Here is a 13,795-nt window from a genome sequence, read left to right on the forward strand (position 1 = left end):
TACGGTCAACATTTGTGCAACTAGTGCCGTAAATCTTGACATCTACGGCTTTTGGCCTTATAAGTACATCGCATCACTAGGACTATCTGGAATGCATCCGGGGGCGATGACGCCCCCTCGACTAATGTCGAGTTGTCGCCTCCGGTTTCTTTACTAGTTCGGCTTCGCCCCAAGGGGCGGCGACGCCTCTTGAGACTTCCAAAAATGGAAAACTACTCTCCTGCCGTCCTTCGGGCGGTGGTGAAGGCCGCTGTTCAGCGCGCCGCGCCCGGCGTCACCGACGCCCAGGCCAGCGACATCGCCCGGCGCGTCATCGCAGCCGACCAGCCCGAAATCACCTCTGAAGCTGAGGTTCGGCTCGCCTCCGGCGAAACCATGGCCGACGCGCTGGGGCGCCACGCCCAGGCCGCGCCTCATCTCTTTAGCCCGCCCGAAACGACCGTCCACGCCACCTCTGACGCGGCGCGCGCGAAGCTGAAGGCCATGAAGGCCGCCGACCGTTTGGAGGCGGCCAACGCCGCCGTTGGCGTAACCGGCGCCTGGGTCCGTGAATTCCGGAAGGGGCGCGTGCAATGAGCGAGCCCATTTCTCTCATGGCCAGTCGAGAACTTGCCAGCCGCCTCCGTCCGCTTGGCCTGACGCCCGCCGCCTTCGCCCGCCTGCCCGACGCGCCCCGGCCGATCCTTCGAATTGGTCTGCGTGGCCTGCGCTGGTCGCGAGACGCAGTGCATTTTTGGATTTCAGAACATTTCGAAACGGCGCGCCGCGAGGCTGCGCGTCAGGCCGTGTCGGAGTCTATGTCGTGAGCCAGCACGTCGAGGCGCTGACAGCCTATCTGGAGGATGCGGTGGTCAGCCTTCATAGCCGGTTTGCTTATGGCTATGGCGGCCTCACCGGCTCTCAGAACGGCCCGGCTCGCCGGACCTTTCAAGCCCGCCTGCGTTTGCTGGTCGAGAAGCACTATGTCGATGCGCTACGCATCCGGGGGCATAACGCTGACGTTTGGCTGGACTATTCGGCGGAAATCGACGCCGACCTGGACACTTTGCGGCCGTCCGCTCTTGTGGTGGCGCGTCAGGGCTGCGAGCCGGTGGAAATCTGCCTGGGTTGGCCCGCGCGCGGCTTGAAGACTCTCCGGCTGAACCCTCCGGCGGTGGTGGCTTCGCGGCCGATGACGATCCTGCTGGGCGCGGCCGACGCTGGAGAGGCCCTGACCACCGCCTTGAGTCAGATGATTGCGGCAGCGGTGGTGGCGCTTGGCGCCAACAAGGCGATGGAGGCCGCGTGATGTGCCGCCCGCTTATCCCGCCTGGCCGGGGGCGGCGGTTCCCGAGCCCCCGCTTCCCCAACGATGGCCTGACCGTTCCGGCGCCACGTCCGTTGTCGATCCCGACGCCGCACCCAGCCCAGCCGCCGAAGCTGGTTGAGACCTTTGACGGAGAACCCGCCGACGATACTCAGGCCGCACCCTGACATTTGAGTTGGGCGCAAGAAATCAATCACCCAGGGATTTTTGAGAAATTCCTTCCCCAGTGTCCCGCCGGAAGGTAAAAGGGTGCTGTCTTCGCTCGCCCTAAGCCTCTGGCTTTTGATGCAGAGCGCACCAAGTCGCGTCTGATCCGCATCGCCATTTTCGGCGGTGAGGCGTGCGTTAGTCTTAGTCTTAGTCTTAGCGCTACCCGTGGCGCGCGCCGGACCGCGCCCTGTTCTCATTCACACTAAGATTAAGCCCGCCGCCGCTTAGATGGCGCCGGGCGCAGGACTTTCAATGCACGAATATCGTAGCACCCCGGCGGCGGGGAGCAAGGAGTCGCGCGCCATCTCTGGTGCCGTCCACTTCCACACGTCTAATCACCCGAATATCAAGGTGCCGACCTGGACCCCGCACGTCTGCGACTGGTTGGAGTTCATCGCTCTCCTGGATGAAAACGCGAAGCGTGAGTCCCCGGCGGCGCCCCGTCAGGTCATCGTCCCGGCGACCCTGATGGGCGGAACCCGCTTGAAGAATGCTGTCAGCGAGATCAACGTGGCGCTGATCGAGGTCGTGGGCGTGGCGCTGGACGACATCCGCGAACGGATGGCGGCGGGCGGGCGCAATGGCCTCTCCTGCGCAGATGAACCCGGCTGGTCCGGCGCAATCTTCAACACCTGGGAAAACGGGCGCACGGAGACGACCCTTCACCGCGACACCTTGACCAAGTGGCTTTCGAAGAACGGGCGCCCCGATTGTGGCGGTGCCGACATTAACGCCGAAAGCCTCATCTACTACATGGGCGAGGTTCATGGCTGGCGCGATGTCGCGCAGACGACCGAGGCAGTGGAAATCGTCGCCGACAACCTCGCTACGTCGGACGGCGCGGCAGTGGTGATCCGTCATGAACCGCTCCCTTCCTACTTGGTCGCCGTTCCCCTGGCCCCGGCCTTCAAGCCCACCGAGGCCGCGTCCACGCAGGCTGCGGGTGTAAAGATGTGGGGCGAGGTGCTGGAGACGGTCGAGTACAGCGTTAGCGGACGCATTGTCCTGACAAAGGCGGCGCGCGATCCGGCTGCCATGGTCGCCATGCCGCGCCGCCGTCCTGGTGTGGCGCCGGTCGCGGAACTGATCGACGGAGCGCCCGTGAATTGGCGTGACCTGGGGGTAGAGGAACCGGTCGCCGAGAAGGCCACCACCTCGAAGCCCACGTTCGAGTCTATCAAGGCCGTGATTGACGCCCTGCCGCCAAAGGAAGAGACGCCCGACCCGTCTCCGGTGGTCGAGATGATCGCCCGCTTGGACAATCCCGTCCACCGCGAAACGCTGCTGGAGGCGCTGAAGCGTAAGGCTGGAGTGCCGATCCCGGCGCTGCGAAAGGATGTGCGCGACCGCCGCCGCGCCGCCGGTGAAGGCTTGGAGGAAGGAGTGAAGGTGGATCAGTCCGGGTATCGCACCTTGGTCCACGTTGGTGAGCCCGACCATCGGGAAGTCCGCGCCTTCGTCATGAAGACCATGGAGAAGGCCAACGCAAAGGAGCCGGTTTTCACCCTTAGCCTGGGACAGGTGATGGGGCTTCGTTACCACGACGGGCGGGCCGGTTTTCAGCCCCTCACGGCACGCCAATTTCAGGCCGCGCTCTTCAAGGTGTGTAGTTTCGCCCAGCACCGCGACGGCGGCGACCTGACGCACCGTATTCCCGACGGGGACATTTGCGGCGTCGTTCTGGAAGGGGTGGAGCCGGATGAACTGCCGTTGACGCCGACGATCCGCCGGGCGCCGACCATGGCGCGGAATGGTCAGATTTTGGACCGCAATGGATGGTTCGGCGACGTGCTGGTCGATCTGGGTGATCTGGCACCGCCGTTGGTTCCGCTGGACCCTACGTCGATGGAGATCGCCGCCGCGCGCGACCTGATTCTGATCGACATGTTTGGTGATTTTCCGTTTGACGACGGAGACGCTGACGGCGCCCTGGGCGAGAGCGAGGCGAGCCGAGCGAACGCCGCGGGAATGGTCCTAACGCAATTCGCACGCGACTTGTTCGACGGCCCTTCGCCCTTGTTCACCATCGTGAAGCCGTCGCCCGGCGTCGGCGGAACCCTGTTGGCGGAAACTGCGCAGCGATTGTTTGATGGCCATGCGTCGGCGACGACGCCGAACACCCGCAACGAGGAGGAGATGCAAAAGCACATGGTCGCCGCCTCTCTGGGCGACGACTCGTTCTTGTTTTTCGACAACGTAACCGAATTTAACAGCGAGACGCTGAAGCGTTCGACCACCGCCGACCGGATCGGCGGGCGCGTTCTGGGCCTGTCTAAGACCGTGTCCCGCCCGAACCACTTCCTGTGGCAGATCACGGGGATCAATCCGCGACTGGGACCGGAGATGGCGCGCCGCGCCGTCTTCATCAACCTGAATTCGCGGGTCGAGGACAACAGCGTGCGCAACTATCAACATGCCGATTTCAAGAGTTGGCTGGGCGAAAACCGTAGTCGCATTATCGGCGCTATCCTGACGCTGATCCGCGCGTGGTGGGTCAAGGGCGCCAAGCCCGGCAAGGCCAAGATGGCGTCTTTCGAGTCTTGGTCTGGCGTCATCGGCGGCATTTTGGAGACTGCCGGAATCAAGGGCTTCCTGTCTAACCCTCGTGCTCCTAGCGCCGACCGAGAAGGCGCCCAGGTTAAGGCGTTCATGTCGGAGTGGTGGAAGGTTTGGAAGGAAGCTGACACCACCGAGGCGAAGGCTTTCGATTATGCCGACGGGGCCGGATTCGTCACGGGATTCGGTGATGATCGGCGCCGGGGTTTTGGGGAAATGCTGGACGGCTTGCGCGGGCGCGTGTTCGATCTTGGCAGTGACCGAGTGATGTTCGGTGTCGCCGAGAACGAAGGCTGGCGACTGGTGCACCTGGGGAAGCTGGAGCGTTGCGATGACGCCGACCGCTCTTAAGGCTCGGGTGGTCAAGGAGGTCGGGCGCTGCCCCGGCCCCTTCACCTTCTCTGACATCGCTGACCGGCTGGGGGATGGCTATATCCGGGGCGGCGTCAATGAGCGCCGCCTTCGTCGCGCCCTGGACACTTTGCGTCGGTCGGGCGCCTTGGTGAAGATTGACCACGGATTGATGCGGCGAGGCGGGGATAGCGTCGGGCCGGGCGTGGGGATGATCGGCGCCGTAGAACGGTTCATGCATGACAATGGCGGCGTGGCGCGGCCGGAAGAAGTCTGTGTCGCGCTGGACCTGGGCGACGCCGGGCGCCGCGCCCTTCACCGTGTGCTGGAAACGGGACGGTATGAACCCCTGCCGCCCATGCACGACAGTCGCCGATGGTGGATATTGCCTGACGCCGAACGTCTCGCGCTTGCGTCGCCTGGTTGGCGGATCGAAATTGACCTGGCGCTGGAGAGCCTGCGGGCGGGGCGTCCATGGCGCTCTGGCGTGAACGAAATCAACGCCCGGCGGCGCGCCATCGGTATGGGAATTCAGGACGCCCGAGACGCCGCCGATCTTACCGTGAACTCGGTGCTGGCGGCGGTTGGCGGCGCACTCGCTGCTGACATGGAGCGAGGACGCGCGTCGGTCCTGATCGACGGTGGATCGATCCAGCTATGCGAATGGTGGCGTCGGAAGTGTGAACGGCTGGGCGTGGAGGCCGCGTTGGTGGGGGTCTGGATCGACCTAGAAGAAGGCGGCGAGATCGGTTCGGGCTGGCCTGGATCGGCTTTGTCGGCGACGACTTGGATCGCCCTGGGCGCGCACCTCGGGACCGACCCGGCCGCCCTGTCGCGGGGTTTCCCGCTTGCCTGCTGAATCGGTGAGACAGAATTCGGTAATGCTTATCCAATTACCGGTTTCTGTCTCATGGTTTTTAGTGTCGTAGGGATATGAGCCGGCTCAATGCGTTGGGTACAACCTACACCCTGACGTGCGGTCTTCGACGCTCTGATTTGAGCGTCCGCGCCATTAAGTATGGGGCGCCACAGCAGTTGGACACACTCTAGCGCTCTATCGCCTTCATCGGAGGGACGCCCGCCAGTAGCTTGCGTTTCACTTCAAGCGCCTCTGCGATGGTCTTGTCTGGATCGACGCGCACGCCCGCACCGATCACCCGGCCATCCCTGACCGCGTGACGATACCCGTCATCACCGTCCCGCCAACTGATCTTGGAGTCGGGAATGAACTCAAAGTATTGCCGGTTGTCAGCAGTGGCAGGGGTGATGCAGCCATATCCGCCTTGTCCATCCGAGATGACCGAGTGCAGGACGTAGTTTCCGTCTGGATCGACAAGCCAACCCACGACTGCCTTGAATGTGCCCGTTGGATCGTTCGCCTCATACCAGCGACAGTTCCCGTGACACTCAGACACCGGCATACGCATGTAGGCGATTTCCTTGGCGTCCGCTCTTTGCACCGTCACAACGGGCAGACCGTTCAAATCAGCGACTATGTCGGCTTCCCACTGACTAGCGGGGAAAACCCACTGATCGACCTTTCTTAGAAGCTGCTCACGCAACCCGGCTTCTCGCCGCTTTGCCTCACCCATCCGGCCCTCACCATCTCAGATCGCATAGACATGTGCCGCTTTAGGTGTCGTTCAAGGGCAGCATCAGAGTTGGACGATTTCGCGCCGCCGACGCCCCCGCCTGGCACGCCGGTCTCCTGACCACTGCAGTGGTGTTGGCGTATCAGTCTAGGCCTGGGGTCGCCTTGACCTTCGGTCGCTTCAACATCGACTCTGGTGCGGTCCGGGGAGCCGCCTTGACGCCCGCCAGTTTTCACAAGCGCGGCCAGCCCGCCGCGCCTGGGCGGGTGTCTCGCCGAAGCGCTAATTGGTCACAGCAACTGTTTCGGATTTTGAGCCCTTTAACTGGGGTAGAGGCGCGACAGTGCGTTGGAGTCAGCTGATCGAGGCAGCTTACGGCTCACGCTCTCCCAGGTCGCTGCCAGGGTGGTCGCCGTGTCGAGACCCAGGCGGACTTGCCGGGCTCGCTTTGGCCACGCAGAGCGTCGCCGCAGTCGTATCGGAATCGACCGATTCCGAGCCGTCTTCGACGGCTGTATCTAAAACTAGCTTGACTCGATTATAGATACGCCGTCTAAATCGATACAGGTTTTAGATATGGAAGAATATCATGTCATCACGCACCTTCGTCTATGCCCGCGTCTCGACCCTAGGCCAGACGACCGACAACCAAATCCAAGAGATTAAGGCGGCGGGCTTCTCCGTCGAAGAGAAGCGGATCGTGACGGAGACCATATCCGGCTCGACGTCGGCGATGGAGCGGCCCGCGTTCGCCGCCCTGGTCGCCCACAAGCTGGAACCAGGGGACGTCTTGCTGGTCACGAAGTTGGACCGGCTGGGCCGTAACGCCATGGACGTGCGGGCGACAGTCGACTCGTTGGCGGCCATGGGGGTCAAGGTTCACTGCCTGGCTTTGGGGTGTGCCGATCTGACTAGCGCCGCCGGTCGTATGACCATGGGCGTCCTCGCCGCCGTGGCCGAGTTCGAGCGCGACCTTCTCATTGAGCGGACGCAAGCCGGGCTTGTACGCGCCAAGGGCGAAGGAAAGACCTTGGGCCGCCCTGCGCTGTTCTCGGAGGCCCAGCGCCGCGAGATCGCGCAGCGCCGCCAATCGGGCGAAACGCTCGGCACCCTAGCAGCCGAATACAAGGTTGATCGCTCGGCGATCCAGCGCGCTGTCAAGTCCGTGACCGGTGATCTAGGCACGGTGATCTTTGGGTGACCCGCCTCCTCAATCTCGTGTTTGCGTTCGCCGTCATCCTGATATTCATCTAGCTGCGGCTCCTCTGATGGCCAGACCGGGGGACGGGCCCGGCGCCGTCAAGGTTAACATCCGGCCCGAGGGGGCTCCAAGCCGCCCACACCTTAGATTGTTACTAATGCGCGCCAGGCGGGCGCGGACCTGATTGCTGATCGAGGTCCACAAGTCGATTTTAGAACTTCGTCCTCACGAATCCGGTCGGGCGTTTCGATTCCGAAATCTCGTTTTCTGAAATTTTGTTGAATCGTTTTCTGGCGTTCTCCTTCGCGGACCCGAGATTTGCGATAAGTTTGCGTAAGACGGCCATTCGCCGCTTCGGAGTGAATGATGGCTGACTGCTATCGCGAAAAGTACGTCGCCTTCATCGACATGCTGGGGTTCAGCGCTCTTGTAGCGACGACGGCTGACGACCCGTCTTTGCGTCCCAACATCGCCGAGGCGATGGACGTAATGCGGTCCTCCACCGCGCAGAATGAGAAGCTGGGCCTCAACTTCACGCAGTTCTCCGACTGCATCGTCATCTCCAGCGATCCTACAGAGCACGGCCTTTTCGAGATTCTCGAAAGCATCCGAACGATTGCCGAAAATCTGCTGCAACTGGACATTCTCATCAGGGGCGGCCTGACGCGCGGCAACATCCACCACGACGCTGACCTCATGTTCGGGCCTGCGATGTTGGAAGCCTACGGCATGGAGCGTGACGCGACGAAGCACCCAACGGTGATGATCTCCGCAGCAGTGAAAGAGGACTGCGACTCATATCAGTGGGGCTCGTACTGTGTAATCCGCGACATCGGTGAACCCGAGCGGTGGTATGTGCACTACCTGCGCAACTTCCATGACTACGACCCGACGCCGGTCGCGGGAAAGGTTGTCATGGACAAGCCCGCGCTGCTGATCAGGCACTACATTGCGCGACGGCTTGCGAACACGACCGGCAGGGTCCGGGATAAGGCCTTATGGCTTGAAACCTACTGGAATGACACGGCCGGTGCGGGCGTGTTGGGGCGCGTCGATCCGGTCGGTGACCTCGCCGTACGGACGTTTCTAGACTCGGGATACAGGACAGTTCGTCGTCAGCTTGTTAGCTGACATTCATAACGGCTACGGCTCACAACCGGCGACTTGATGGGTGCGGATGATGACGGAGCAGCGGATCAACGCCTTGCTGGAGGTCGAACGGATCGACCTGATCCACAACGACCTTTCGTCGGCCGCCTTTCATCTGAAAACGCGGATCGACAAAGCCCTTGCACCTGACGGCGATATGGACGGCGTCGGCCTCGATATGATGGCGGGCATCACCATGTTGGCGTTCACCTTTGAGGCCTACCTGAACTTCATCGGCGATCTGAAGGTCCAGAACTGGAATGAGCGCGCCAGCGGCAAGGAAAAGCGGGAAGCCGTATGGAACACGCTTGGGCTATCGTGGGAGCCTGCTGCGCGACCGGCTTCAACAATCCTTCGCCTTATCAAGGCCCGGGACATGATGGCCCACGGCAAGCCGGTCAAAGTGAAGAAGGAATGGGTCGCCCAGGGAACCGATGGCGAACTGCAAAACCTACTGAGAGCGTATCAGACGGAGTTTGATGCTCTCATTACCCCCGAGTTCTTCGCCACCGCATACGACGACGTCGAGGCCATCTGGAAGGAAATGCTAGGTGCCGGTAACATTCAAGTTCACGAGACCTTCGACAAGGGAATGAGCGGCATAACGTTCATCAGTGCCGCCGAGTAAGCTTGCGCGACTCCTGCAATCCACGTGATCTGGCTGCGGCCCCGCACCTATCGCCAGCCGTTGGCCTGATAGTCCGCTTGGACAGCGACGATCGCGTCAAGGATCGGCGCAAACTGGCTGAAGTCCACGGTACCTGGCGGCTGTTTGGCGACGTAGTCAGCCAGAGCGGCCTTTCCAAAATGGGTATTGGGATTCAGGCCGGTGTTAGGCTTGTGGAACCGCTTGCCGTTCAAGACCACGCCGGTGACAGCAGGTCTAAGGAACGACTCGATGTCGGTCTTGGCTCCCCCCTGTAGGGGCAAGGGCACAACATACAGGTTGCCGAAGATATGGTAGAACTGGGCGGTGCCATCGATTGGGGTGACAGCCTTCTTAACAGTCCGGATGACGCTGAATACGGGGCGCGCCCCGGAGTCATTATCAACCAGGATGATGGCGGGGGCGGTCGGCCGTGGCGCAGAAAATCCTAGGGTAGACGGCTGATACCGAGGGATCAGCGTCTGTAGTTCGCCGGTTCCACCGCCAAGTTCTTGAACGACACGTGTGGTTTCGTTGCGCTTGAATAAGTGGGGGATCAGCGTGATTTTTCCGTCAGCTATTTTCGCTAGGCTGGGATAGCCCACGCCCAGAGCCCGGATCGCCGCGCGCAGGTAGACATTGTCTGTCTTGCCCTCCGCCAGGATTGTTGGTCTCTGGATGCCGTAAAAGTATTTGAAATCTAAAAATTGCCTGTACATCCGGTAAATTCCGGGCGGAGTCCCAGTTTTCCATTCTACAGAATGACGATCTCCATCGTCATTCTTAGGAAACTTGACGTTAAATATGTAAGAAATTCTTCCGTGCAGTGGTTCCAGCACGCGTCCGAGGCTGGGGACCTTGGTCCCGTAGGAGTAATCATACGAACCAGTGCGAAAAAGCTTGTCGCACATAGCACGAGTATTCTTGTAATACTCTTTCGGGACGTTAACAACATGGTTGACGACAAGGCCGGTGACCATTTGCCTGGAGTTGCGGATCGACATCCGAGTCTTCACGGGGTTCAGTGCGAAACCGGCCCGTCGAATGCGCGATTCCAACTCAGGTCCGGCCTTCCAACCCCCTGAACCGCTGGGGTCAGGAGTCGCGATCGCGCGAGGAAAATCCTTCAGATTTGTCGAGAAGCTGAGATCATCCGCGTAACGCGTGTAAGTACATCCGTTACGCGACGCCAAACGGGCGAGGTGAACGTCGAGTATATTGCCAATTAGATTTGATATAATCGGCGAACACGGACCTCCTTGTGGTAATGCACCGTTCCTGCAAGCGATTTGAGCGATAATTGTTGCAACTTTAACCGGAAGACGGAAATCCCGGTTCTGGATAAAATACCCTCGAACACGCCCAAAATTGATGGACGGAAAGAATTCAGACAAATCCGTATTGAAAACGTACCGACGATTTCGGTGTCGTTTGGCATTACTGACTATAGAGAAACCCTTTCGGAACCCGTGAGATAAAACACAATTATCTTCTACTTCATTATTATTTGTTATCTCTTGCAAGCAGAGTGAAAGATGGGCCGAAAGGCGCCTTTGGACTAGTTTTAGTTCGTCAATCGGGGCATGTATTATCCGAGTTCCACCGCTACGCTTTGGTATTGGAAACTCATAATACTTTGCGTCATCATCGATCTTGTAGAGAATGTATGACAAACCTGACGGTTTAACACCCAGCAAAAGCGCAACATCAGCTAAAGTACTGCATTGCCTCAGACGCTCTAACGCAGTCATTCATAGCCCTGGACAGATTGGCTTGCGGATACTCGTTGGCAAACCAGAGGTTTACATGGAAAGCGTATCGTCGCGTAGGGGCATTCAGTCGAACATCCCGATCAACTGCCCCGAAACAAGGCAGCAAAATCTATCCGCAAGCCGTGGCTACCGTAGCCGGTGATTCTGCCCGCGTCACCTGGGGGAGGGCTAGAACCTAGCCTGAGGCATCGGCGTGAAATCGACCTTGGTGCATGGCCCCGTGAGCAAATCACTGGTCAGAATCCCCGTCGTCCTATTCACAACCATCGCCGGTCTCGCGCGGCCGTTGCGGAACTCGGCAGGAAGCAATTCCAGTTCGGCCGCGTCCACTCGGACAAGAGGAACGGTGCGGTCCTCATGGCAAGTGTTTGTTTCCTCGCTAACGCCGCACCAGACGCCCCTGTTTAGATCGAGGCTGTAGCGGTTGGAGTAGTGGACGGTCGTTCCCAACGCGTTCAGTTCGCAACGCAGGCCGAACTGCTGTGATGTCGGCTCTGCTGCGCCCATCAGAAACACGGCGGTGATGGCGGCGACAAGCTTCATTAGCGGTTTCTCCCGAACGCATTTACTAGCATCGGACATTGGAGATTCCGAGGGTCGGCCAATACCGAGGCGCGCGAACAGGGCGGCGGCGACGCGGCCGATCATCTTGGAAAGGTGCTTATGACCATCTGGACAACTGCTAATCTGGACCAGGCCGTAGCGCGAACGGATGCGCTTCCATGACAAACGTCGTGCTCGATGTCGCAGCTTGGCGCCCAGCAACGCGCGACGAATTCAAAGCGATGTTGGATAAGAGGCGTGGGCAGACTTCGGCACCCAGAAAGAAGCGCGCCAAGCCCACCGGCAGCAGCCTTGCAGTCAGGACCCACCTGACGACCCTCGACATGTATTCCTACCTCAAGGCTAAATTCGGCCCGCCAAATGGGCTTCAGAGCATGATGCGCTCCGACGATAGCGACAACATCTTCCACTGGGATTGGAATCTGAAAGCGGGTGACACCGACGTCTACATTCTGGGGATGTCGCGAGAGACGCACTTCCAAATAGGCGCGGTGCTGACAGACCACGATTGGAAGTCGCTAATCATCGCCATCAAGCAGGACTTTGGCCGAATAGGTCGAGATAAAAGTGAAGCATCGAAATCTTTGGAGAAGTGGCTAGTTTTTCCAAACAAATATGTCGCGATTTCGAATTTGTGTGAGGACAAGCACGACAGGATTACTGACCAGATGGGGAAATTTGCCGAGTTTGCCCCTGCCTCTCGTAGGGCGATCAACAAAAAAGGCCTAAAGAACGCCCAAGACGCCTCGAAACGGGCCAGCAGCCTAACAGGTGATATTCTAGAACTCAGAATTCTGACGCCGATACTTGTTGAGGCATTTCTGAATATGATGATCCTAATCCTGTGCAAGCCGGAAGTGCGACAGGATAAACGTCAGTATCAGGCCTTCATTCGTTCTGAAATTGACATCAAAGTTTCAGACCTGTTCTACAAGTGCCGCGCCTTTCAGGTCGCCCCAAATTCGGCACATCCCGAGTTTGTTGCCTTCCACAAGGTTATGCAAAAACGAAATTACGAAATTCACGGCAACATAGACCCGGACCGCGATACATTTGAAACGGTTTATTTTGACGGCACCATCCCCACCTATCCGGTGCCTGGAGATCACATATCGACATTCTACGCCAACCTTGAACGTCAATATGATCCTATCAGCGCTGTGGCAGACTATGAGGCTGTGCACCTCTTTATTGCCTATCTGATCGACTGCCTTGAACCACAATATCAGGAGCAGTTCCGGCTGCTCGTTGATGATCCCTACCCCGGCTGGAACGAGGTCAAGCAAACGACCGGAGTGTTATTCCCGGGGCGTACTGTTTCCGCCTACTTCAAAACTAGGTTTGACGATGAATTAAAAGTCGATTGGTCATAGCCTCGGCTGTTGCTTCACCAAAGACCTTCTCTTCGGGACCATGTGCCCCCGGATTAGCCCCCCACCCTACCCTCCAAAGACCCTCCAAAATTGCGAGGGCAATTCGTATCTAACTTGTTGTTTTACAACAAACCCGTTCGTGCCCTACATCACCCACCATCGTCTTTAACATCAGATCGCTCGTTACGCTGTCGATCTCCGGCGCAACGTTCGGCAGTTCCAGCCCTCGTAAACTCAAAGCGACGCCATTGCTGGGTTGAGCAAGCGGCGAAAAAGTCGCTGGACGAGCGACGTGTCGCCGTCAGAGCTTTTGGCATGCGGGCGGATCGAACTCGTTGCGCAGCACGCGTCCTTCGATCTCCACCGCCACGTTATCAAACCATCTCGGTAGATCGACGCGACAGCGTCGATCTACCGACCCGCATTTGCTGGTCCCCTGTTCCGTCTGCTGTGCCTTACCGTGTTGGACAGACCGCGTCGCCCTCGTTGGAGGCGAGGCGGATGTCTTCGACGGTGACGGCGAAGTCGGCGGCGGTGCGCAGGCCCCAGGGCTGGTCGACGGCGGCGAGGTCGGCGCCCGTGTCGCGCAGGCACGACAGCCGCACCTTCAGCGTGCGCCATTCGCCGACCGGGGCTGCGTTCATCAGGCCGGTGATGTCCACCGATCCGGCGCCCAAGGTCAGGAAGACGGGGCCTTGCGCCCGGGCGTCGACGCGGTAGCGGAAGGCGATGGCCATCTCGCCGTTCGACTGGCGGACCAGATCCACCGGCTGAGCCGCGATCAAGGCCTGTCCGCCGCCTTGCGAGAAGGTCAGGGCGCGGGCCGATTCCTGGCCTGCGCCGTCGGTGGAGCGCACGGACACGCCGCCGCGCGGGCTGGCGCCGCTCTTCTCGGCGCCCAGGCGGAACTCGCCGCCGGCGTCGCGCAGCATCAGCGACCAGGGCGCGACGAAGCGGCCGTCGACGAAGTAGCGATCCAGGCTGCTGCCCGCGCTGACCACGCCGCTCTCTTCCGACAGGGCGCCGACGCGGGCGCCGCGCGCATAGGTCAGGCCGTAGCCATAGGCGAACTGCG

The 13,795-nt window shown here is 60.0% G+C and carries 13 protein-coding genes; 9 read left to right on the plus strand and 4 right to left on the minus strand.

All coding sequences use genetic code 11. The annotated features are described in order from the left end of the window. Positions 1–240: 240 nt before the first annotated feature. From ACK4MH_RS06540 to ACK4MH_RS06560, 5 genes are all read left to right on the plus strand, one after another. Positions 241–576, plus strand: a complete 336-nt coding sequence (locus ACK4MH_RS06540) for a hypothetical protein (protein ID WP_409716327.1) — start codon at positions 241–243, stop codon at positions 574–576. Then, entirely contained in the window at positions 573–806 is a 234-nt protein-coding gene (locus ACK4MH_RS06545) for a hypothetical protein (protein ID WP_409716329.1), read from the plus strand. Before ACK4MH_RS06540 ends, ACK4MH_RS06545 begins: the two co-directional genes overlap by 4 nt. Then, positions 803–1,288 (plus strand): hypothetical protein, encoded by a 486-nt coding sequence (locus ACK4MH_RS06550; protein ID WP_409716331.1) that lies wholly within the window; start codon positions 803–805, stop codon positions 1,286–1,288. Before ACK4MH_RS06545 ends, ACK4MH_RS06550 begins: the two co-directional genes overlap by 4 nt. A gap of 480 nt (positions 1,289–1,768) precedes the next feature. Continuing rightward, complete coding sequence (locus tag ACK4MH_RS06555; RefSeq protein ID WP_409716333.1) at positions 1,769–4,423, plus strand: hypothetical protein; 2,655 nt, start codon at positions 1,769–1,771, stop codon at positions 4,421–4,423. Then, the gene (locus ACK4MH_RS06560) at positions 4,404–5,282 is read left to right on the plus strand and encodes a hypothetical protein (RefSeq protein WP_409716335.1); all 879 of its coding nucleotides are present in this window, start codon (positions 4,404–4,406) and stop codon (positions 5,280–5,282) included. The genes ACK4MH_RS06555 and ACK4MH_RS06560 overlap by 20 nt, the downstream gene beginning before the upstream one ends. Positions 5,283–5,469: 187 nt before the next feature. On the opposite strand, the gene ACK4MH_RS06565 is transcribed toward ACK4MH_RS06560, so the two are convergent. Next, a complete protein-coding gene (locus ACK4MH_RS06565) occupies positions 5,470–6,015 on the minus strand; it encodes a hypothetical protein (protein WP_409716337.1) in 546 nt (181 codons plus the stop codon). 589 nt (positions 6,016–6,604) lie between these two features. Here ACK4MH_RS06565 and ACK4MH_RS06570 point away from each other — a divergent pair. The 3 genes from ACK4MH_RS06570 to ACK4MH_RS06580 all read left to right on the plus strand — a co-directional run bounded on the left by ACK4MH_RS06570 (position 6,605) and on the right by ACK4MH_RS06580 (position 8,993). After that, positions 6,605–7,216, plus strand: coding sequence for a recombinase family protein (locus tag ACK4MH_RS06570; RefSeq protein WP_409716339.1), 612 nt, complete (start codon positions 6,605–6,607; stop codon positions 7,214–7,216). Between the two features lie 366 nt (positions 7,217–7,582). Further along, entirely contained in the window at positions 7,583–8,347 is a 765-nt protein-coding gene (locus ACK4MH_RS06575; protein WP_409716341.1) for a hypothetical protein, read from the plus strand. A 46-nt stretch (positions 8,348–8,393) separates the two neighbouring features. Continuing rightward, a complete protein-coding gene (locus ACK4MH_RS06580) occupies positions 8,394–8,993 on the plus strand; it encodes a hypothetical protein (RefSeq protein WP_409716343.1) in 600 nt (199 codons plus the stop codon). A gap of 47 nt (positions 8,994–9,040) precedes the next feature. On the opposite strand, the gene ACK4MH_RS06585 is transcribed toward ACK4MH_RS06580, so the two are convergent. Both ACK4MH_RS06585 and ACK4MH_RS06590 read right to left on the minus strand, forming a co-directional pair. Further along, positions 9,041–10,762, minus strand: coding sequence for a retron Ec67 family RNA-directed DNA polymerase/endonuclease (locus tag ACK4MH_RS06585; RefSeq protein ID WP_409716345.1), 1,722 nt, complete (start codon positions 10,760–10,762; stop codon positions 9,041–9,043). A gap of 189 nt (positions 10,763–10,951) precedes the next feature. Beyond that, entirely contained in the window at positions 10,952–11,326 is a 375-nt protein-coding gene (locus tag ACK4MH_RS06590; protein ID WP_409716347.1) for a hypothetical protein, read from the minus strand. 179 nt (positions 11,327–11,505) lie between these two features. On the opposite strand from ACK4MH_RS06590, the gene ACK4MH_RS06595 reads away from it, so the two are divergent. Continuing rightward, the gene (locus tag ACK4MH_RS06595; protein WP_409716349.1) at positions 11,506–12,720 is read left to right on the plus strand and encodes a hypothetical protein; all 1,215 of its coding nucleotides are present in this window, start codon (positions 11,506–11,508) and stop codon (positions 12,718–12,720) included. A 455-nt stretch (positions 12,721–13,175) separates the two neighbouring features. Here ACK4MH_RS06595 and ACK4MH_RS06600 read toward each other — a convergent pair. Beyond that, positions 13,176–13,795, minus strand: a 620-nt coding sequence (locus tag ACK4MH_RS06600; RefSeq protein WP_409716351.1) for a putative glycoside hydrolase, incomplete at its 5' end; no start/stop codon positions are given.

Origin of the sequence: Brevundimonas sp., assembly GCF_046295075.1 — a bacterium.
In the GTDB taxonomy this organism is placed as follows: domain Bacteria; phylum Pseudomonadota; class Alphaproteobacteria; order Caulobacterales; family Caulobacteraceae; genus Brevundimonas.

What these genes read in the sequence shown, in the direction of transcription:
- ACK4MH_RS06545 (WP_409716329.1), top strand. Translation starts at nt 573, where the DNA reads ATGAGCGAGCCCATTTCTCTCATGGCCAGTCGAGAACTTGCCAGCCGC.
- ACK4MH_RS06555 (WP_409716333.1), top strand. Translation starts at nt 1,769, where the DNA reads ATGCACGAATATCGTAGCACCCCGGCGGCGGGGAGCAAGGAGTCGCGC.
- ACK4MH_RS06560 (WP_409716335.1), top strand. Translation starts at nt 4,404, where the DNA reads ATGACGCCGACCGCTCTTAAGGCTCGGGTGGTCAAGGAGGTCGGGCGC.
- ACK4MH_RS06565 (WP_409716337.1), bottom strand. Translation starts at nt 6,015, where the DNA reads ATGGGTGAGGCAAAGCGGCGAGAAGCCGGGTTGCGTGAGCAGCTTCTA.
- ACK4MH_RS06570 (WP_409716339.1), top strand. Translation starts at nt 6,605, where the DNA reads ATGTCATCACGCACCTTCGTCTATGCCCGCGTCTCGACCCTAGGCCAG.
- ACK4MH_RS06575 (WP_409716341.1), top strand. Translation starts at nt 7,583, where the DNA reads ATGGCTGACTGCTATCGCGAAAAGTACGTCGCCTTCATCGACATGCTG.
- ACK4MH_RS06580 (WP_409716343.1), top strand. Translation starts at nt 8,394, where the DNA reads ATGATGACGGAGCAGCGGATCAACGCCTTGCTGGAGGTCGAACGGATC.
- ACK4MH_RS06585 (WP_409716345.1), bottom strand. Translation starts at nt 10,762, where the DNA reads ATGACTGCGTTAGAGCGTCTGAGGCAATGCAGTACTTTAGCTGATGTT.
- ACK4MH_RS06590 (WP_409716347.1), bottom strand. Translation starts at nt 11,326, where the DNA reads ATGAAGCTTGTCGCCGCCATCACCGCCGTGTTTCTGATGGGCGCAGCA.
- ACK4MH_RS06595 (WP_409716349.1), top strand. Translation starts at nt 11,506, where the DNA reads ATGACAAACGTCGTGCTCGATGTCGCAGCTTGGCGCCCAGCAACGCGC.